This window comes from Pelobium manganitolerans (genome assembly GCF_003609575.1).
In the GTDB taxonomy this organism is placed as follows: Bacteria; Bacteroidota; Bacteroidia; order Sphingobacteriales; family Sphingobacteriaceae; genus Pseudopedobacter; species Pseudopedobacter manganitolerans.
Window position 1 is genome coordinate 305,724 of record NZ_MBTA01000012.1, and the last position, 19,294, is coordinate 325,017.

At 41.1% G+C, this 19,294-nt stretch carries 20 protein-coding genes; 15 read left to right on the forward strand and 5 right to left on the reverse strand.

Going from position 1 to position 19,294, the window contains the following annotated elements; translation table 11 throughout:
- Positions 1-241: 241 nt before the first annotated feature.
- Entirely contained in the window at positions 242-820 is a 579-nt protein-coding gene (gene rdgB, locus BCY91_RS07820) for an RdgB/HAM1 family non-canonical purine NTP pyrophosphatase (protein ID WP_120181394.1), read from the reverse strand.
- A gap of 2 nt (positions 821-822) precedes the next feature.
- On the reverse strand, positions 823-1,416 hold the full coding sequence (locus BCY91_RS07825) for a hypothetical protein (protein WP_120181395.1): 594 nt from the start codon (positions 1,414-1,416) through the stop codon (positions 823-825).
- Between the two features lie 83 nt (positions 1,417-1,499).
- Between BCY91_RS07825 and BCY91_RS07830 the strand changes: the two genes are divergently transcribed.
- The 3 genes from BCY91_RS07830 (at position 1,500) to BCY91_RS07840 (ending at position 4,772) form a co-directional block, all read left to right on the forward strand.
- Positions 1,500-2,360: a hypothetical protein gene (locus tag BCY91_RS07830; RefSeq protein ID WP_120181396.1), complete on the forward strand. Its 861-nt coding sequence runs from the start codon at positions 1,500-1,502 to the stop codon at positions 2,358-2,360.
- 84 nt (positions 2,361-2,444) lie between these two features.
- A complete protein-coding gene (locus BCY91_RS07835) occupies positions 2,445-3,809 on the forward strand; it encodes a peptidylprolyl isomerase (protein WP_120181397.1) in 1,365 nt (454 codons plus the stop codon).
- Positions 3,810-4,772, forward strand: coding sequence for an AAA family ATPase (locus BCY91_RS07840; RefSeq protein WP_120181398.1), 963 nt, complete (start codon positions 3,810-3,812; stop codon positions 4,770-4,772). It abuts the gene before it with no gap.
- On the opposite strand, the gene BCY91_RS07845 is transcribed toward BCY91_RS07840, so the two are convergent.
- The gene (locus tag BCY91_RS07845) at positions 4,773-5,123 is read right to left on the reverse strand and encodes a phosphoribosylpyrophosphate synthetase (RefSeq protein ID WP_120181399.1); all 351 of its coding nucleotides are present in this window, start codon (positions 5,121-5,123) and stop codon (positions 4,773-4,775) included.
- A 205-nt stretch (positions 5,124-5,328) separates the two neighbouring features.
- On the opposite strand from BCY91_RS07845, the gene BCY91_RS07850 reads away from it, so the two are divergent.
- The 12 genes from BCY91_RS07850 to BCY91_RS07905 all read left to right on the forward strand — a co-directional run bounded on the left by BCY91_RS07850 (position 5,329) and on the right by BCY91_RS07905 (position 16,551).
- Positions 5,329-6,057 carry an acyl-CoA desaturase gene (locus BCY91_RS07850; RefSeq protein WP_120181400.1) on the forward strand — a complete coding sequence of 243 codons (729 nt, stop codon included), beginning with the start codon at positions 5,329-5,331 and terminating at the stop codon, positions 6,055-6,057.
- Positions 6,058-6,481: 424 nt separating this feature from the next.
- The gene (locus tag BCY91_RS07855) at positions 6,482-7,141 is read left to right on the forward strand and encodes a GNAT family N-acetyltransferase (protein ID WP_120181401.1); all 660 of its coding nucleotides are present in this window, start codon (positions 6,482-6,484) and stop codon (positions 7,139-7,141) included.
- A gap of 91 nt (positions 7,142-7,232) precedes the next feature.
- Positions 7,233-8,426, forward strand: coding sequence for an argininosuccinate synthase (gene argG / locus BCY91_RS07860; RefSeq protein ID WP_120181402.1), 1,194 nt, complete (start codon positions 7,233-7,235; stop codon positions 8,424-8,426).
- 75 nt (positions 8,427-8,501) lie between these two features.
- Complete coding sequence (argC, locus tag BCY91_RS07865; RefSeq protein WP_120181403.1) at positions 8,502-9,485, forward strand: N-acetyl-gamma-glutamyl-phosphate reductase; 984 nt, start codon at positions 8,502-8,504, stop codon at positions 9,483-9,485.
- Between the two features lie 221 nt (positions 9,486-9,706).
- Positions 9,707-10,834 (forward strand): aspartate aminotransferase family protein, encoded by a 1,128-nt coding sequence (locus BCY91_RS07870; RefSeq protein WP_120181404.1) that lies wholly within the window; start codon positions 9,707-9,709, stop codon positions 10,832-10,834.
- Positions 10,835-10,856: 22 nt separating this feature from the next.
- Positions 10,857-11,054, forward strand: coding sequence for a hypothetical protein (locus BCY91_RS07875; protein ID WP_120181405.1), 198 nt, complete (start codon positions 10,857-10,859; stop codon positions 11,052-11,054).
- On the forward strand, positions 11,051-11,335 hold the full coding sequence (locus BCY91_RS07880) for a type II toxin-antitoxin system RelE/ParE family toxin (protein WP_120181406.1): 285 nt from the start codon (positions 11,051-11,053) through the stop codon (positions 11,333-11,335). Before BCY91_RS07875 ends, BCY91_RS07880 begins: the two co-directional genes overlap by 4 nt.
- 29 nt (positions 11,336-11,364) lie before the next feature.
- A complete protein-coding gene (locus BCY91_RS07885) occupies positions 11,365-12,321 on the forward strand; it encodes a Rossmann-fold NAD(P)-binding domain-containing protein (protein ID WP_120181407.1) in 957 nt (318 codons plus the stop codon).
- Between the two features lie 91 nt (positions 12,322-12,412).
- Entirely contained in the window at positions 12,413-13,276 is an 864-nt protein-coding gene (argB, locus tag BCY91_RS07890; RefSeq protein ID WP_245989041.1) for an acetylglutamate kinase, read from the forward strand.
- A 44-nt stretch (positions 13,277-13,320) separates the two neighbouring features.
- Positions 13,321-14,127, forward strand: a complete 807-nt coding sequence (proC, locus tag BCY91_RS07895; protein ID WP_120181409.1) for a pyrroline-5-carboxylate reductase — start codon at positions 13,321-13,323, stop codon at positions 14,125-14,127.
- A 56-nt stretch (positions 14,128-14,183) separates the two neighbouring features.
- Positions 14,184-15,248: a M20 family metallo-hydrolase gene (locus BCY91_RS07900; protein WP_120181508.1), complete on the forward strand. Its 1,065-nt coding sequence runs from the start codon at positions 14,184-14,186 to the stop codon at positions 15,246-15,248.
- A gap of 208 nt (positions 15,249-15,456) precedes the next feature.
- Positions 15,457-16,551 (forward strand): Fic family protein, encoded by a 1,095-nt coding sequence (locus BCY91_RS07905; RefSeq protein WP_120181410.1) that lies wholly within the window; start codon positions 15,457-15,459, stop codon positions 16,549-16,551.
- A gap of 107 nt (positions 16,552-16,658) precedes the next feature.
- Here BCY91_RS07905 and BCY91_RS07910 read toward each other — a convergent pair whose 3' ends face one another.
- Positions 16,659-17,672, reverse strand: a complete 1,014-nt coding sequence (locus BCY91_RS07910) for a hypothetical protein (RefSeq protein WP_120181411.1) — start codon at positions 17,670-17,672, stop codon at positions 16,659-16,661.
- 77 nt (positions 17,673-17,749) lie between these two features.
- Positions 17,750-19,294 (reverse strand): 2-oxoglutarate dehydrogenase complex dihydrolipoyllysine-residue succinyltransferase, encoded by a 1,545-nt coding sequence (gene odhB / locus BCY91_RS07915; RefSeq protein ID WP_120181412.1) that lies wholly within the window; start codon positions 19,292-19,294, stop codon positions 17,750-17,752.

A 19,294-nucleotide genomic window follows, 5' to 3' on the forward strand; every position in this document is an offset into this window, starting at 1 on the left:
CTACCAGATCCCTTCGGGAAAACGGGGGTGTTTCTCGAAGAAGTCTCGAAGCGGTCCCGAAGAAAGTGCGGAAAATGTGGCAAAACCCGGCAAAACTCGGCAGTGATTTCCCGATAGCGTCGGTTTGCAACCGGTGCTAAATAAAAAAACAAGGGTCTCTGCGGTTTTAATATCCAATATAGAAGCAGGGTTGTCTGCAACAAACCCTGCTTGGACAGACTGGTGAATTTAACCTTATCCCTTAACCCTTCAAAAACGCAATCAGTTTTTCTACCGCTTTAGCGCGGTGGCTAATTTTGTTTTTCTCATCCAGGCTCATCTCCGCAAAAGTGATGTCATAGCCTTCGGGTTCAAAAATAGGGTCGTAGCCAAAACCTGCTGCGCCACATTTTCCGTTACGGATGTTGCCGTTTACTACGCCTTCAAATAAATGTTCGTCGCCATCCAAAACCAAAGATATTACCGTGCGGAAGCGTGCGCGCCTATCCTTAATGCCCTGCATTTTTAGCAGCACCAAATCCATGTTTTTGTCAGCGTCACGGTCGCCGGCGTAATGTGCCGAATCTACTCCGGGCTGGCCGTCTAAAGCAAAAATCTCAAGGCCCGAGTCGTCCGCAAAACAGTTTTTGCCATAGTTTTTTACAACGTGCTGGCTCTTTAAGCTGGCATTTGTCTCCAAGGTGCTCCCCGTTTCCGGTATTTCTTCCGAACAGCCAATCTGTTGAAGGCTTACCACTTCAAACTGTTCGCCTATTTTAGATTGTATTTCGCTTAATTTATGTTGATTGTTGCTGGCGAAAACCAAGGTAATTTTGTCCATATTTATAAAGGTTTAAGCTGGTTCCAAAAAACAGTTTTTTTGGCTTCATCTTTTTGTAGCTTATCCAAATCCCAAGTGCCTAAAATGGTAACTCCCTTAAATTGCATGGCTTGGTTGGGCTTTATGCCGGTAATTTGGAGTAAGGCGGGGTCGAACCCAAAAGTGAAAATTTTGCTGCAAGCAAAAAAGTCTTTCAGTCCGTCAAAATTTAAATCCGGATAGGTAGCGTAATTTACAATGGCTACATCATCCAAACTCCATTTTTTAGCTTTTAAAATTTTGCTCAAGAAATCTAAATTATCTTTACCCAAAAACTGGTGCGCTGCGTTTTTTATGATGATTAGGATGTACTTATTGTTTTCGCCCAGGTAATCATAGCTGTTTGGTGTGGCTTTAGAAGAAACAATAACGTTTTCTGTTGTATTTAACGCTGGTGTTGCTTGCGTATCTTCAGCTACGGCATGTAGTTCCGGCCCTTTCACTAAAGCCTGCTTTTCCTCAATGTTAGCAGGTTTTGCTACATCGTTAAACACATAAATCTGCTCATCCAACAATAAACTTAAGGCAATTAAATTATCGGTTTGTAGCGGGTTCATAGCTACAAATGTGTTCAATTTTTTGTTAAAAAAGGTTAACCATAACCGTTTTACGCTAAAAAGACTTTACTTTCGTTTATAAAATGATGCATTTTTCCAGAACGCTAGCCCTTGTATTGGTGCTAGGTATATCTTTAACTTCCTGTATCAATTTTGCCGATGACAAAGGCCAACCCGTTGCAAAAGCTTTTGATAAATATCTGTATCCTTCAGATCTGGAGGGGCTTGTTCCGAAAAATACGCATGGGAACGACAGTGCCGCTATTGTTAAAGCTTTTATAGACCAGTGGCAGCACGAGCAGGTGATTTTACACCAGGCAGAAAATAACGTAAACATTGATGAGAAGGCGATTGAAGAGAAGTTGGAGGTGTATAGGAAATCGCTAATCAGGTTTGAGTACGAGCAAGAGCTGATTAGGCAAAAACTGGACACCGCCGTAAACGACCAAGAAATTCAGAAATATTATAGCGATAACAAAGATAATTTTCAGCTAAAGAAGCCTATTTTAAAGGTTTCTTACATTAAACTGCCAGAAAATGCACCTAAGGTAGCCATGGTAAAAAAGCTTTTTGCATCTAAAGATATGCGCGATATAGACTTGCTAGAAAAATATTGTTTTAAATACTCACCAAATTTTTCTTTGTTAGATACCGCCTGGCATTATAAGGATGAGCTAAAGAAGATTTTGCCAATAGATGAAATTCCAGAGCATCGATATGATAATTTAAACCGTATTTTCGAAATTTCTGATAATAATGCATTATATCTTATAATTTTGCGAGATTCAAAATTTCGGGACAGCCTATCGCCTTTGGCATTTGAGAAAGAGAATATCCGCAATTTAATTTTAAATCAGCGGAAGCTGGCATTGATAAGCCAGATGGAGACCGAAGTTTTTAAAGAGGCACAAAAAAATAACGAGTTAGAAATATACGAAAATTGATAGAAAAGAATGGCGGTGATGATGAGTTTTAATCCATTCATTCATTCAAAATTCGCTTCATCAAAATTAAACACACGCAGATAAATGAAAAAATACTTAGCCCTAGTGGTAATGTTATTTACGGTTGCTTTAAGCTTTGCGCAAGAAAAAGTGGTAGACAAAGTGGTGGCAGTAGTGGGCGATAACATCATCTTAAAATCCGAGGTCGACCAGCAATACGCGCAATATATTGTGCAAGGAAACAAACCCGACGAGGAAACCAAGTGCGCGTTTTTGCAAAACATGCTGAGCCAAAAATTGTTAACGCAACAAGCGGTTTTAGACTCGATAACCGTTGATGAAGAGGATGTGGACGGCGAAATTGATCGCAGAATGCGCGTAATGACGCAAAGAGCAGGCGGGCAAGATAAATTGGAAGGCTTTCTGGGCCGGTCTTTAATCCAATATAAAGATGAAATCCGTCCGGATATACGCGAGCAGTTGGTAGCGCAAAAAATGCAGGCTAAGATTACCGAGAAGGTAGAAGTTACCCCTTTAGAGGTGAGACGTTTTTTTGAGAAATTCCCGAAAGATTCTTTGCCAGAATTTAATACCGAGGTAGAGATTGGCGAAATTGTAGTTTATCCAGATTTGACGAAAAAAGAAAAAGAGGTTTATAAAGACAAAGCCGAAGCCCTGCGGTTAAGGGTAAAAGGTGGCGATAATTTTGGCACTTTGGCGCGTTTATACTCTCAAGATCCCGGTTCGTCACGCGAAGGTGGCGAACTGCCGTTTTTCGACCGCCAAACTATGGCCAAAGAATTTACTTCTTGGGCATTTAAGCTTAAAGAAGGCGAGCTATCGCCCGTTTTTGAGACCGAATTTGGCTTTCACTTTTTAGAAGTTTTAGAGCGCCGGGGCGAGCAAGTACGCGTAAGACATATTTTGATTATCCCAGAAACACCGCCAGCGGCTATGGAGCGTGCACGGGTAGAAATCGATTCGATATACCAAAAGGTTAATAGCGGAAAGATGGATTTTTCTACCGCGGCCTCGCTTTATTCTGATGAGAAGGAAACTAAGTTTAACGGTGGAATGATGCTCAACGCGGAGAACGTACAATCGCGCACCACTTTTATCCCCACAGATAAATTGGATCCTAAAGTGTTTTTAACTATCGATACCATGAAAGTGGGAAGCTACTCTATGCCCGCATCTTTTACAGATGCTCGCGGAAAATCGGGCTACCGCTTTTTGTATCTAAAAAGCAAAATACCACCTCATGTGGCCAATCTTGATCAGGATTTGCCGAAGATTAAAGATGCGGCTTTTGAAGATAAAATTAACCGCACAGTAGCCAAATGGTTCGAGAAGCGGAGAAAATCTACCTATATTAAAATTGATAAAGAGTATCAGAGTTGCGATATGCTAAAAGATTGGGTCTCTGACAGCTCTACAGCACAAAATTAAATGAATTACAACTCGGACGCAGAAGCGATAGACGCCTTTAGCAAGGTTTACGAAGACGTAAGGAAAGAGATTTCTACCGTTATCGTTGGGCAAAATGAGGTGGTTAAGTCTGTGCTGATTTCTATTTTCAGCAACGGACATTGTTTGTTGGTGGGCGTTCCGGGTTTGGCAAAAACCTTATTAGTGCAAACCGTGGCAAGTGTGTTGGATTTGTCTTTTAACCGCATACAGTTTACGCCAGATTTGATGCCTTCGGATATTGTGGGTTCGGAGATTTTAGGAGAAGACCGCAACTTTAAATTTATAAAAGGGCCAATTTTCTCCAATATTATTTTAGCGGATGAAATTAACCGGACACCGCCCAAAACGCAGGCAGCGCTTTTAGAAGCTATGCAAGAAAAATCTGTAACGGCTGCCGGTATTACGCACACCTTGTCCAAACCGTTTTTTGTGCTGGCAACCCAAAACCCTATAGAGCAAGAAGGAACCTATCCTTTACCAGAGGCGCAGTTGGACCGTTTTATGTTTCATGTTGATTTGGGCTATCCTACTTTTGAAGAGGAGCTGAACATCGTTAAAAACACCACCGGAAACGTAAAGCATCAAACAAAGCATATTTTAAACGGTGAGCAAATTAGCTTTTTTCAAGATTTAGTGAAAAAAATTCCCGTACCCAACCAGGTGTTAGAATATGCCGTAAAATTGGTTGCTAAAACGCGACCACAAACGGATTATGCGCCAGAATTAATTAACAAATATTTATCTTGGGGCGCTGGGCCACGGGCATCGCAATATTTAGTAATTGGTGCTAAATGCCATGCGGCCATTAACGGGAAATATTCGCCAGATGTGGAAGATGTGCAAGCCGTGGCAAGCTCTATTCTAAAACATCGTATCGTAAGAAATTACAAAGCCGAAGCGGATGGCTTAAGCGCGGAAAGCATCATCCAAAATCTTTTTTAACTAAAATCCTACGCGGTTGTCTTTTGGATCCATGTTATGCTCTACAATTTCCACGTCGCTCATAAATTTTGTTTTTTCCGCATCGGCATACATCCCGTAAGCATCAATAACCAAACCTTTAGAACCGTCGTTAGCCTCAACAGCATACAAAACAGAGCTGTCTTCCGGGTCGGTAATGCCTTCAAAACGGTGTATTTCTACAATTTTTAGTTCGTTGGCGCCGTATTCGCGTTTTTCCGATGCGCAACATAAATGCTGATCTTTAAAGTCAAATTCGTAGTTAAAACCTCTTTCTTTCAATTTTGTCATCGCTTCAACAAGCGTGTCGTAAGTTCCGTGTGGTAATTTCATAGCGGTAATTTTTTGTTTGGATAGGTAAAACAAAAGTCATACCTCAATCCAAGCTCTTTAAGCAATTCCACACGAGTTTGTAATATATCGTTTAAGCAATCGGCACAAGAGCCCAAGTTTTTTAGAAAATCCAAACAAATGATTTTCGTCACATCTAATCCCATCTGTATTACTTACCTTCGCTACTTATCTTTAAAGGCAACGCATGTACATCATCCTGTTTTTTATTGCGCATTGGTTTGTTTCATTATTTGTGCAAACGTTTTTTTTGCATCGTTATGCATCGCATAAAATGTTTCACCTCAACAATTTTTGGTACCGGTTTTTTTACATATTAACTTATGTAGGGCAGGGCGCATCGTACCTAAAGCCTAAGGCATACGCCATTATGCACCGTATGCACCATGCGTTTAGCGATACAGAAAAAGATCCACACTCGCCGCATTTTTTTGAAGATGTTTTTCAAATGATGTGGAATACGCGAGGGCAATATGTAATTTACGAGAAGGACCTAGAACAGCCCGAACCGCAGTTTAGGGGCGATTATGCCGAGTGGAAGTTTATTGATAAAATTGGTACGTCGATGACCTCCCGAGTGTTGTTTTCTTTAGGATACGTGGCGTTTTATGTTGTTTTTGCCACCCAATGGTGGATGTGGCTTTTTTTGCCTTTCCATTTTATTATGGGACCTTTGCACGGGGCAATTGTAAATTGGTGCGGACATAAATATGGCTATGCGAATTTTGATAACAAAGACAAATCAAAAAACACCACACCCTTTGATTTTTTGATGCTGGGAGAACTTTTTCAAAACAATCACCACAAATTTCCTAACAGTGCGAATTTTGCCAAACGCTGGTTCGAGTTTGACCCGGTTTACCCAATGTTGAAAGTAATGCATTGGTGTCGTATTATCAGGTTAAGAAGCGCTTAGGACGCTTTTTTTTTGTTTAAAAGCAACGCGTTATCGGTTTAAAAACTTTATATAATTTCTTTGGCTTTATTTCTGCACTGTAAAATTGAAGGGTAATTGCGTAAATTGTTGTAATTAAAAAAAATTATACGCTCTTTTGCGTTGCAAAACAGGCTTAGGGTCTGTGCTTTAAAAAAAGATGAAACAAAATAATTTACATACAAAATTGGTTGATGCAGCACCTCAGTTGCGTCCTGGTTATATGTTTATTTGTTTACCTTCTTTAAGAACAACTACGCTGCGACGAAGACCGCTATCTGTTCACAGATTTTGATTAAGCTGCGAATAGAAATAACCCCCCTTCGCCATCGTATCCGGATGGTTTTTTATCAAAAATTCATTGTTGTTTTAAATTTTAATGTGGCTCTGTGGGCTACTTCAATAAATGCATAGTTCCGATTTTAATATATTAGTTGCCGGCGTACAGCACGTTGGTTTTGCAGATACCATCTGCACCGAAATGGCGGAATCCGCGAAAGCGAGAGGTACAGGGATTGCCAAACGTTCGCCAGAATATATTGCCAACAAAATGTTGGAAGGCAAAGCTGTTATTGCCTTGCACAAAGACGGTACTTGGGCCGGGTTTTGTTATATAGAAACTTGGAGCCATGGCGATTTTGTGGCAAACTCGGGCTTAATTGTAAATCCTGCGTTTCGCAAAGCGGGTTTGGCCAAGGCAATCAAGAATAAAATATTTGAACTATCCAGGCAAAAATATCCAGATGCAAAAATCTTTGGCTTAACCACTGGTTTGGCGGTCATGAAAATTAATTCCGATTTGGGTTACGAGCCGGTTACCTACTCGGAATTAACCCAAGACGAAGATTTTTGGGCGGGTTGCAAAAGCTGTGTCAACTACGATATTTTGATGAGCAAAAACCGGCAGAACTGCATGTGCACCGCAATGCTGTACGATCCGGCAGATAAAAAGCAACAAGAAGAAGAGCGTTTTAAGCAGTTGACCAAAAAAGCTAATCTTTTTAAAAGGATAGAAGCTAAGTTGAAGAGCTTCACAAAAATTATTGCCGTAAGTTTTGCAAATTAATAAGACGTGAGACAGGAAATATTAAGGTTAAAGGAATGCTTTTACGTTAACCCAATCAATCTCACATCTCAATACCCATATCTGAATAAAAATGAAGAAAAAAGTTGTTTTAGCGTTTAGCGGAGGTTTAGATACCTCGTTCTGTTGTATTTATCTTTCCAAAGATCTGGATTTAGAGGTACATTCTGTAATTGTAAATACCGGTGGTTTTTCTGCCGAAGAACTAAAACAAATTGAAGAGCGGGCATATAGCTTGGGCGTAAAATCGCACCACGCGGTTGACGCGGTAAAAGGTTATTACAACGATTGCCTAAAATATCTGGTATTTGGCAATGTGCTTAAAAACAACACTTACCCCTTGTCTGTAAGTGCCGAGCGCGTTACGCAAGCAACCGCCATTGCCAACTACGCTAAAGAAATTAATGCCGATTTTGTGGCACACGGAAGCACCGGAGCCGGAAACGACCAAGTGCGCTTTGATATGATTTTTAACATCTTGGTGCCAAAGGTTGGAATTATTACGCCTATCCGCGATTTAAAGCTGAGCCGTGAAGCCGAGATTGAATATCTACATAAGCACGGTGTTGAGATCAATGCCGAAAAAGCGAAATATTCTATCAATAAAGGAATTTGGGGAACATCTGTGGGCGGTAAAGAAACTTTGCTGTCGAAAGGAATGTTGCCAGAAGAGGCTTGGCCTACTCCGGTAAGCAAAAGTCAACCCGAAGATTTAGAGCTAGAATTTGTAAAAGGCGAATTGGTAGCGGTTAACGGTAAAACATACGCTCACCCGGCAGAAGCCATCCAAGCTTTGCAAGAAATTGCCGCACCGTTTGGCATTGGGCGGGATGTGCACGTTGGCGATACCATCATCGGTATTAAAGGTCGCGTTGGTTTTGAAGCCGCAGCGCCCATGTTGATTATTAAAGCACACCACGCATTAGAAAAACACACCTTAACCAAATGGCAGTTGAGCTGGAAAGACCAACTTTCTATTTTTTACGGTAATTGGATGCACGAAGGCCAGTTTCATGACCCGGTAATGCGAGACATTGAAGCGTTTTTGAGCAATACTCAAAAAACAGTTAACGGAAAAGTGTTTATCCAACTAATGCCTTACCGATTTGTGGTAATCGGTATCGAATCTGAAAACGATTTGATGAGTAGCAAATTTGGCAGCTACGGCGAGATGAACGAAGGCTATACCGGAGATGATGTGAAAGGTTTCTCTAAAATTTTTGGAAACCAGGTTGCCATTTGGCATAAAGTGAATAACGAGGTATAAGGTAAAAGGTGTAAGGTTTAAGGCATTAAGTTTTAAACCTTAAACCTCGGTCCGTAAACCTCAAACCTTAAAAATATGATTAAGATTAAAGTAGGAATAGTGGGCGGGGCCGGTTATACAGGGGGCGAATTATTAAGAATCCTGGTTAACCACCCTAATGTGGATATTGCTTATGTGCATAGCAACAGCAATGCGGGCAATTTGATATCAGATGTGCATACCGATTTATTAGGCGATACAGAGCTGCAATTTACAAATCAGCTTTCGCAGGATATCGACGTGCTTTTTTTATGCGTTGGCCACGGCGATGCACGGAAGTTTTTGGAAGCAAACAAATTTGATGCGCACATCAAAATCATTGATTTATCCCAAGATTTTAGGTTAAAAGCTAAATCCACTATTGACGGTAGGCAGTTTACTTACGGCTTGCCCGAACTGAATAAAGAGCAGATCAAATCGGCAAGCAACATTGCCAACCCGGGTTGCTTTGCTACCTGTTTGCAGTTGGCTGTTTTGCCATTGGCAAAAGCGGGTTTATTAAAAGCTGATGTTCATATTTCTGCTACAACAGGCTCAACCGGGGCAGGTCAAAAGCCGGGGCCAACTTCTCATTTTAGCTGGCGCAACAATAACCTTTCTGTTTATAAGGCTTTTGAACATCAGCACCTAAATGAAATTGGCGAAAGCTTATTGCAACTGCAAAACAATTTTAGCGCAGACATTAACTTTATTCCGTACCGTGGCGCTTTTCCGCGTGGAATTATAGCGTCGGTTTATACTGAATGTGATTTAAGCTTGGAGGAAGCCGAGGAATTATATGCAACATATTATGCTGATGCAGCTTTCACGCATTTGAGCAAGGCCAATATAGATTTGAAGCAAGTGGTAAATACTAATAAGTGCCTGCTTCATCTCGAAAAGCACGGCAATAAGCTGATGATTTTATCAATCACAGACAACCTGTTGAAAGGCGCATCTGGCCAGGCCGTGCAAAACATGAACTTGATGTTCGGTTTAGATGAAAAAGCAGGATTGAGGTTGAAAGCTTCTTATTTTTAGCCTCACCCTAACCCTCTCCAAGGGAGAGGGAATTAAAACGGGTAAAGGCGGGATGTTCAATGGCTTTTGGGATTTTAGAGCAGCATTAATTCGTAATTTAAAAGTAGATATTAATAGCTTGAGTTTGCTAAATAAAGCAAATGGGCCGATTATCAACTTAATAATTTTTTATAAACATTAAAGTACTCCCTCTCCTTTGGAGAGGGCTGGGGTGAGGCAATATGAAACTCTTCGACGTATATCCAATTAACCATATCAACATCGTTAAAGGACAAGGATGTTTGGTATGGGACAATCTCGGGCAAGAATATTTAGATCTTTACGGCGGACATGCTGTAATTTCTATCGGCCATACGCATCCGCATTACGTGGCGCGTTTAACAGAACAGCTCAATAAAATCGGCTTTTATTCTAACTCGGTAGAAGTGCCTTTACAGGTACAGCTTGCAGAAAAATTAGGTAGAATTTCCGGAAGAGAAGATTATCAGCTTTTCCTGTGCAACTCGGGCGCCGAAGCAAATGAGAACGCTTTAAAACTGGCTTCATTTGCTAACGGACGTAAGAAAATTGTTGCTTTTACTAAAGCTTTTCACGGGCGTACTTCTTTAGCGGTAGCAGCAACAGATAACCCTAAAATTGTAGCGCCTGTTAATGAAAATCCTAACATTATCCGTTTGCCTTTTAATGATAGCGATGCGTTAAAAGCTGTTTTTGACGATGAAGGCGAAGAAATATGTGCGGTAATTATCGAAGGCATACAGGGCGTTGGCGGTATCCAGGTAGCAAGTGCCGAATTTTTGCAGGCTATCCGTAATTTGTGCAACCAGCACGGCGCCTATTTTATAGCCGATGCTGTGCAATGTGGTTACGGACGTAGCGGTAAATTTTATTCGCAAGATTACGCCGCTGTTGATGCAGATATTTATTCGATGGCAAAAGGCATGGGCAACGGTTTCCCAATTGGCGCCATCAGCATTAGCCCAAACCTGAAGCCTTGGCACGGTATGTTAGGGACTACCTTTGGTGGCAACCATTTGGCTTGCGCAGCAGCTTTGGCGGTACTAGACGTAATGGAACAGGAAAATTTAATGGCTAACGCAAGTAAGGTGGGTGATTATCTGATTACTGAACTAAAGAAATTTGATAAAGTTTTAGAAGTGCGCGGCCGCGGTTTAATGATTGGTATTGATTTGCCTCCGGAACTTTCGCACGTGAGGAAGGAACTGTTAGAGAAGCACCATATTTTTACGGGAACAGCCAGCCCTAACGTAATCCGTTTGTTGCCACCTTTAAATTTAACCCAAGCTTACGCAGATAGGTTTTTAGAAGCATTCGCGAAAAGTATCTAGGCTTTTTAAGTATATTTGTTACATGACAGTAAAGTATATAGTGGATGAAAATGGTAAAAAAACCGGAGTTCAATTGAGCTTGGAAGATTATTACCAACTTTTAGAATCAGCTAATATATTACCGGAACATGTGAAAAAAGGGATTGAACAAGGGCGGAGAGAAGGCTTGTTGGGTTTAACGAAATCGACAGATGAAGTGATGAAAAAATATTCATCATGAATTTAGAGGTTCGTTGGTCGGATAATGCAGAACTCACGTTCGACGTGATTTATGATTTTACCGCTACTCAATGGGGATTACACACGGCGGAAAAATTGAAGTTACAAGTGATTAAAATATTAAAACTTATTTCTGTTCAACCTTATTCCTTTCAAGAATGTTCAATAAAAGCTGTTCGTAAAGCAGTTGTTTCTAGGCACACTTCGTTCTTTTACGAAGTTTTTGATTCACATATCTTAATTCTTTTTTTCTGGGACAACCGCCAACAACCTATTATTTAAATCACCTTATCCCTTAACCCTTTTTTAAGATGAAAATATTTTCTTCAGTTAACGATGTCGCAGATGTACAAAAATTAGTTTCTCAAGCAATATCGTTAAAGAAAAAACCTTTTGTAGATGAACAGTTGGGCAAGCATAAAACCCTTGGGCTAATTTTTCTGAATCCTAGTTTGCGCACCCGTTTAAGCACCCAAAAGGCGGCTATGAACCTGGGTATGCAGGTTATTGTGATGAACTTAGATAAAGAGGGCTGGGCATTAGAAACACGCGACGGGGTAATTATGAACGGCTCTACCGTTGAACATATCCGCGAGGCGGCCGGTGTAATGGGCCAATATTGCGACATCATCGGTTTCCGCTCTTTTCCTAGCTTGGTAAATAGGGATGAAGATTATGCCGAAACCATCTTCAATAAATTCGTGAAATTTAGCGGTGTTCCGGTAGTAAGTCTAGAGTCGGCAACGCGCCATCCATTGCAAAGTTTGGCAGATTTGATTACCATAGAGGAGCTAAAGAAAACTGCTAAACCTCGCGTTGTTTTAACGTGGGCACCGCATGTTAAGCCCTTGCCACAGGCCGTTGCCAATTCTTTTGCAGAGTGGATGAACCGCGCAGATTATGATTTTGTAATTACCCATCCGCAAGGTTACGATTTAGCGCCTGAGTTTGTTGGAGATGCCATTGTTACCAATAACCAGGATGAAGCCTTAGCCGGTGCCGATTTTGTGTATGTGAAAAACTGGTCCTCTTATAATGATTACGGCAAAGTTTTAACAGATGGCGAAGGCTGGGCCATCACTAATGAAAAGCTCAAATTAACTAATAATGCCGGCGTAATGCACTGTTTGCCGGTGCGCAGAGGTTTAGAGCTTTCGCACGAGGTGCTCGACGGCCCAAATTCATTAGTGCTTAACCAAGCAAATAACCGTGTTTGGGCGGCACAGGCAGTATTAAAAAATATGTTGGAGGGCTTAAGCCTCACCTAAACCCTCCGCCAGCTGGCGGAAGATTTTCCTTAATTGGCGACTCCAAACGTAGTCGGAAATTTCATTTATGGATTCAGTAAGTACTCAAAATATGTCAGGTTCTGCCTCCCTCTCCTTCGGAGAGGGCCGAGGTAAGACACTGTATATCATCAAAATTGGCGGAAATGTAATCGACAATTCCGAAAAGCTTCACCAATTTTTGAAATGTTTCGCATCGCTTAAAGGCAACAAAATACTGGTGCACGGAGGGGGTAAAATGGCAACCAAGCTGGCCAATGAAATGCGGATAGAAGCTAAAATGGTAAACGGTCGGCGTATCACAGATATCGAAACTTTACGTATTGTTACCATGGTTTATGCGGGTTTAATCAGCAAAAACTTGGTGGCGCAGTTGCAAATGTTTGGCTGTAACGCCTTGGGATTAAGCGGTGCCGATGGTAATTTAATTACTGCACAGAAACGTGCGGTTCAGCAGGTATTTTCAAAGGCAGACGGGATTACCCAAAAAGTCGATTTTGGCTTTGTAGGTGATTTAGATGATGCGTCTGTTAACAGTGAAAGTTTGTTGAAATTACTGGACAACGGTTTTATCCCCGTGTTTTCTGCCATCACCCATGATGGTGCCAGTCAACTTTTAAACACCAATGCCGATACTATTGCTTCTGCTTTGGCTGTGGCAATGGCTAAATATTACCAAACGCAACTGGTTTATTGTTTTGAGAAAAAAGGAGTGTTGATTGATGTAGATGATGAAAGTTCTGTGATACGGGAAATTAACCCCGAAAAATATGAAGATTTGAAGGCAAAGGGTATTGTTGCTGATGGAATGTTGCCTAAATTGCATAATGCTTTTGAAGCCATCAAAAACGGTGTCTCGGCGGTTTATATTGGCAAAGCCGATGATTTGGACGATTTGGATGACGGACAAGAATTTGGGACAAAATTGGTTAAATAGGCTTATAAAAAGAAGATCACCTAACAAACTAACACCTAACAGAAATGAAAAAATTAACCATCATAGGCAGCGGAAATATGGGTTTGGCTTTAGCCAAAGGTTTGGTGAAAAGTGGACTTTATAAGGCATCGTCCATTACGTTAACGCGACGCAACCTTGGCGGATTAAGCGAATATGCCAGCCAAGGTTTTATAACTTCAAACAATAATGCCGAAGCGGTAAAAGATGCCGATATTATCGTGTTAGCCGTGCTGCCACAACAGGTTAATAAAGTTTTAGACGAGGTTAAGCCCTCAATCAATCCCGAGAGCCAGCTTTTTACTTCGGTAGTATCTGGCGTAACCTGCAAAAACATTAAAGAAAAGCTATACCCTAACCTGCAAGTGGTGCGCGTTATGCCAAACACGGCAATCGCAATACAGCAGTCTATGACTTGCTTTGCAACAGATAACGCATCGGAAGAAAACCTGAGTTTAGTGAAAGAAATGTTTGATACCGTTGGTGTTTCCATCCAAATCCAAGAAGAACTAATGACCTCTGCTACTGCGCTATGTGCCTGTGGCATAGCCTTCTTTTTGCGCTCTATCCGTGCAGCATCACAAGGCGGGGTAGAGGTAGGTTTCCATGCGCATGATGCGCTGATGATGGCGGCACAAACTGCAAAAGGCGCAGCAGATTTGCTGTTGCAACTGGCATCGCACCCTGAGCGGGAGATTGATAAGGTTACTTCGCCAAAAGGCTGCACTATTGCCGGCTTAAATGAAATGGAACACAACGGTTTTAGCTCGGCAATGATAAAAGGCATCAAAACATCGGCAAAAATTGCCGGAGAACTTTATGTGAAAGAGTGAGGAACATAGAATAAAGAGTGAGGAGCAAGGAAGAAAAGAGCAAAAGAAATTGGATTATGACAGAAAACACACTTTATAATGAGGCGGTTGAGCTTTTAAAACGTTTAATTTCTACGCCGTCTTTTAGTAAAGAGGAAGCAGATACGTTTAAAATTCTTTGCGATTTTTTCACCCAGAAAGGTGTTGTCTTCCATACCAAAGGCTATAATATTTGGGCCTATAACAAATATTTTGACGCCAATAAACCAACGCTTTTACTCAACTCGCACCACGATACCGTAAAACCTAATAAGAGTTATACGCGCGATCCTTTTTCGCCAGATGTGGAGGACGGCAAACTTTACGGTTTAGGAAGCAATGACGCAGGTGGCTGTTTGGTTTCTTTAATAGCTATTTTTCTTCATTTTTATGAAGCGCAAAACCTAAAATACAATATTGCCATTGCCACCACTGCAGAAGAAGAAAACTCGGGTAAAGGTGGTTTGGAATCTATCATTAAAGAACTGGGAAAGCTGGATTTTGCCATCATCGGCGAACCCACTTTAATGGATTTGGCCATTGCAGAAAAAGGTCTTTTAGTGCTGGATTGCTATGCCAAGGGAAAATCTGGACATGCCGCGCGTGATGAGGGCGACAATGCGATTTACAAAGCTTTAAAAGACATACAGTGGTTTCAAAACTACCGCTTTACCAAACAGTCGGAAACTTTGGGCCCAGTGAAAATGACGGTAACCATCATCAACGCGGGTACTTTGCATAATGTGGTGCCGGATAATTGCACCTTTACGGTTGATGTTCGCGTAACGGATGCTTACAGCAACCAAGACGTGTTAAAAATCATCCGCGAGTTTGTAAGTTGCGAAGTTGTTCCGCGTTCTATCCGTTTAAAACCTTCCTCTATTCCAAAAGAGCATCCTATTGTGCAAGCGGGCATAGCTATGGGTAAAAAAACATATGGCTCGCCAACAACTTCAGATCAATCGCTGTTAGATATCCCTTCGTTAAAATGCGGTCCAGGAGATTCTGCGCGTTCGCATACGGCAGATGAGTTTATTTATCTGGAAGAGATAGAAAAAGGAATAGCAGATTATATCCAGATGATTAATCAAGTGGTAAAATAGCCCTCGACTTCAAAGGAGCTGTTGCAATCCCTATTGCGCAGAAATCGCGACCTAAAATTATTCTTTTAAACATGTCCATTCAATCGACACGTTTATTTTTTCATGTCGATTTTTTTTGATTTTTTCGACACGTTTGTTTTTCATGTCGATTTTTGTGGTTATTTTCGATACGTTTTTCTCGGTCTAAATTTTAACGAACACATCCAAAATGAAAGGATTTGATAAGAATAAGCCTTTTAATGCCCTTGCTCCGCTTCCGCCGAAAGCAGATTTAGAGAACGTGGAGGTTTTAAAAGCGACCATACAAGCAAACAAGCTTTTGGCAGAGCTTAAAGGCTATTGTCAAACCTTACCTAATCCTAATTTGTTGCTAAACACCATTGTGTTGCAAGAAAGTAAAGAGTCTAGTGCGATAGAAAATATTGTGACCACACAGGATGAGCTTTACAAAGAGACGTTGCGGATTTCTGATACCTTGAAAAATGCGGCCGCAAAAGAGGTGATCCAATACCGCGAAGCCATGTATTGGGGATTGGAACAGATGCACAAAAGCGGAATCATCAGCACCAATTTATTGGTGGGCGTAATGCAAAGACTGAGGAATACCGACGAGAACATCCGTAAAACTACGGGAACAAAATTGGCTAATCCTAGCAACAATCAAGTGGTTTATACACCGCCAGAAGGTGAGGAGGTAATACGCGAAAAGCTAAAGGCACTGGAAAACTTTGTTAATGATAATGGCCTTTCTGATTTAGATAGTTTGATAAAGATGGCCCTAATTCATTATCAGTTTGAAGCGATACATCCCTTCTCTGACGGGAATGGGCGTACCGGGCGGATTTTAAATGTGTTGTATCTGATTAATCAGAATCTAATTAATTTACCGGTTTTGTATCTAAGTTATTATATCATCCAAAATAAATCCGACTATTATCGTTTGCTTCGCGAAGTTACGGAGCTGGGAAATTGGAAAGAATGGGTATTGTTTATTGTTAAAGGTGTCGGAGAAACTTCTGCCCTCACGTTGAATAAAATAAATGCAATTTTAGAGTTAAAAAGCGCTTCGGAAGAAAAAATCAAGAAAGCTTTAAAAGCCTCTTACTCCAGAGAATTGTCAGATTTGTTATACAGCTATCCTTACATTAAGATAAAAATTTTGGAGGAAAATGGTATTGCTAAACGGCAAACGGCATCAGAATATCTTAAAAAGTTAGAAAAAACGGGCTTCTTAGAGTCGGTAAAAATCGGTAAAGAAACCTACTATATAAATAAAGGATTGATGCAAATTCTTTCAAAATGATATGTCGATTCAATCGACATGTTTGTTTCTCATGTCGATTTTTTTTGATTTTTTCGACACGTTATTCTTTCATGTCGATTCAATCGACATGAAAGAATTGTGGTAAATCATCGTTTTTTGTCTAGGTTTTTACTTCCCGAGAGTGCGTATCGCAATGAAAAAGCTTGCTGACTGTCGATAACACCATTCAAAAAGTGGGACGAGAATACAAAGCCTCCTTCAATATTTTTATACTTAATGGGTTTCCAACTAACATCTAAACGATCATATTGTTTGGCGCTGTAAAACATATCACCATTAATCAGGTGATGACCTTCACCCTTGTAAAAAGTATTTTTCACAGCAAACTGTTTATAGGCGGCGTAAAGATAGGTAATTAAACCCGCTGGAGTTTGTATGCCGGTAACGTTACGCGTGCGCTCTATAGTAACCAACGGTCCAGCGCTAATGGTTAGTGAATCCAAAAAAGTTTTTTTGCTAAAATCTAAGCCCAATAGCAATTCTACCGCGCCGTTATCTTCTAAATGCTGGTTGGGTGGCGAATTAGCTGATAGCGCATTATGAAACATGTAGGCGTAATGGCTTAAATAAAATAGTCCCGGTTGATATTTACCCGAAAAGCCGAAAAGGAACGTTTCGCGGTCGGTAGCGGTTTGTTTGCCTGTCCAATCTATCCACAGGTTTTGCTTAAAGTTTGCGGTTTTATATTGGTAAAACATGCCTTCTATGTTTGGCCTAAAATAGTTTAGGGTATCAGAAAGTAAGGCAATAGGATAGTCATCAATCAGGTTTAACCGCGGAAAAGCTCCAATAAAAAAATTATGCTTCTGTTTTTGGTATTGATAATAAATAACGGGGCTTATTTTATCTGCAAAATCTTTTGAGCCAAATTGTTTTAAAATATTTACTCCGATACGGAAACGATGTGCACTATCTACCAAGATACCAACCTCTGGTGAAAAACGGGCGCCAAAATACGTAGGAGAATAACGGCTAGATTTGGCATATTCCCGGTTATCTACAAAGCCGTGAAAATTAATAGCGCCTTCCAATTGTTGCGCACTTGCCGTTTTAAACATCGCGCAAGCAAATAAAAACAGCAAAAATATATTTTTCTTCATCTGGTGATTTTTCGCTAATAAAACAAAACCTCTGGACTTTTTGGGTGCAGAGGTTTCTAAATTTTGAAATATTTATCTTAGATGCCCAACAACAAACGTGCTGGATCTTCTAATAACTGTTTTACTTTTACCAAGAAACTAACCGACTCGCGCCCGTCAATTACCCGATGATCATAAGAAAGTGCTAAATACATCATTGGGCGAATGACCACTTGGCCGTTTTCCGCAACCGGACGCTCAACAATATTGTGCATACCTAAGATAGCGGATTGTGGCGCGTTAATGATTGGCGTAGACAGCATAGAGCCAAAAATACCACCGTTAGTGATGGTGAAAGTTCCGCCGGTCATTTCATCAATACCTAATTTACCTTCGCGCGCACGTATGGCCAAGCGCACCACTTCTTTCTCGATTTCTGCCATGCTCATGCTTTCTGCATTTCTAATAACAGGAACCACTAAGCCTTTCGGGGCAGATACCGCAATAGAAACGTCGGCAAAATTGCTGTAAACCAACTCTTCGCCTTCGATGCGAGCGCCCACCGCAGGAAAATCTTTTAAAGCCTCGGTTACCGCCTTGGTAAAAAAAGACATAAAGCCTAAGCCTACGCCGTGTTTTTCTTTAAAAGAATCTTTATACTTTTTACGCAACTCCATAATTGGTGCCATGTTCACCTCGTTAAAAGTGGTTAACATTGCCGTCTCGTTTTTAACGGTCACCAAACGTTTAGAGATGGTTTTGCGTAGTGACGTCATTTTCTCGCGGCGCTCGTCTCTTGCTCCGGCTGTAGCAACCGCTGCTGTTGAGGTAGAACCGCTTGTTGTTGAAGCAGTTTTTTCGGTTTTGGCTTGTGAAGTGGCTGGTTTTTGTGCGTTCAGAGCATCTGCTTTGGTAATACGACCATCTACCCCGGTGCTGTTTACAGATTTAGGGTCAATTCCTTTTTCTGCTAATATTTTAGCCGCCGCCGGTGAAGGCGATTTATCTGCATAAGAAGAACCAGATTTTTCGGCTTTTGCAGATTCTGTGTTTTCTTGTTTTGGTTTTTCGCTTTTCGCTTTCCCTGCACCACCGCTAATGGTAGCAACCACAGCACCAATTTCTAAAGCATCACCTTCATTAGCCACGGTATGTAAAATACCGGCGGCTTCGGCAGGCAATTCAAAAGTTGCTTTGTCAGATTCTAACTCGGCAATTACCTCATCTAATTCTACGGCTTCGCCATCTTGTTTTAACCATTTGGTTAAGGTGACTTCCGTAATTGACTCGCCAACAGCAGGTACTTTTATGGTAGTCTCTGCGCTTTCGGCAGCATCCGAATTTGCAGGTTCGGGCGCTGTTTCTTCGCTTTCAGCTTCCGGTTTTTCACTTTTTGTCCCAGCGGTACCGCCTTCTTCTATGCTACAAACCGCTTGGCCTATTTCTAGCGTGTCACCCTCTTGCGCTAAATGCTTTAATGTACCGGCACTTTCTGCTGTAAGTTCAAAAGTTGCTTTGTCCGATTCAAGCTCGGCAATAACTTCGTCCATTTCCACTTGTTCGCCGTCTTGTTTCAGCCATTTCGATAAAATTACTTCGATAATAGATTCGCCTACTGCAGGCACTTTCATTTCTAAGCTCAT

Coding starts and splice junctions, on each gene's coding strand:
- rdgB (WP_120181394.1), bottom strand. CDS start 820: ATGGACAAAATTACCTTGGTTTTCGCCAGCAACAATCAACATAAATTA.
- BCY91_RS07825 (WP_120181395.1), bottom strand. CDS start 1,416: ATGAACCCGCTACAAACCGATAATTTAATTGCCTTAAGTTTATTGTTG.
- BCY91_RS07830 (WP_120181396.1), top strand. CDS start 1,500: ATGATGCATTTTTCCAGAACGCTAGCCCTTGTATTGGTGCTAGGTATA.
- BCY91_RS07835 (WP_120181397.1), top strand. CDS start 2,445: ATGAAAAAATACTTAGCCCTAGTGGTAATGTTATTTACGGTTGCTTTA.
- BCY91_RS07840 (WP_120181398.1), top strand. CDS start 3,810: ATGAATTACAACTCGGACGCAGAAGCGATAGACGCCTTTAGCAAGGTT.
- BCY91_RS07845 (WP_120181399.1), bottom strand. CDS start 5,123: ATGAAATTACCACACGGAACTTACGACACGCTTGTTGAAGCGATGACA.
- BCY91_RS07850 (WP_120181400.1), top strand. CDS start 5,329: ATGTACATCATCCTGTTTTTTATTGCGCATTGGTTTGTTTCATTATTT.
- BCY91_RS07855 (WP_120181401.1), top strand. CDS start 6,482: ATGCATAGTTCCGATTTTAATATATTAGTTGCCGGCGTACAGCACGTT.
- argG (WP_120181402.1), top strand. CDS start 7,233: ATGAAGAAAAAAGTTGTTTTAGCGTTTAGCGGAGGTTTAGATACCTCG.
- argC (WP_120181403.1), top strand. CDS start 8,502: ATGATTAAGATTAAAGTAGGAATAGTGGGCGGGGCCGGTTATACAGGG.
- BCY91_RS07870 (WP_120181404.1), top strand. CDS start 9,707: ATGAAACTCTTCGACGTATATCCAATTAACCATATCAACATCGTTAAA.
- BCY91_RS07875 (WP_120181405.1), top strand. CDS start 10,857: ATGACAGTAAAGTATATAGTGGATGAAAATGGTAAAAAAACCGGAGTT.
- BCY91_RS07880 (WP_120181406.1), top strand. CDS start 11,051: ATGAATTTAGAGGTTCGTTGGTCGGATAATGCAGAACTCACGTTCGAC.
- BCY91_RS07885 (WP_120181407.1), top strand. CDS start 11,365: ATGAAAATATTTTCTTCAGTTAACGATGTCGCAGATGTACAAAAATTA.
- argB (WP_245989041.1), top strand. CDS start 12,413: ATGTCAGGTTCTGCCTCCCTCTCCTTCGGAGAGGGCCGAGGTAAGACA.
- proC (WP_120181409.1), top strand. CDS start 13,321: ATGAAAAAATTAACCATCATAGGCAGCGGAAATATGGGTTTGGCTTTA.
- BCY91_RS07900 (WP_120181508.1), top strand. CDS start 14,184: ATGACAGAAAACACACTTTATAATGAGGCGGTTGAGCTTTTAAAACGT.
- BCY91_RS07905 (WP_120181410.1), top strand. CDS start 15,457: ATGAAAGGATTTGATAAGAATAAGCCTTTTAATGCCCTTGCTCCGCTT.
- BCY91_RS07910 (WP_120181411.1), bottom strand. CDS start 17,672: ATGAAGAAAAATATATTTTTGCTGTTTTTATTTGCTTGCGCGATGTTT.
- odhB (WP_120181412.1), bottom strand. CDS start 19,294: ATGAGCTTAGAAATGAAAGTGCCTGCAGTAGGCGAATCTATTATCGAA.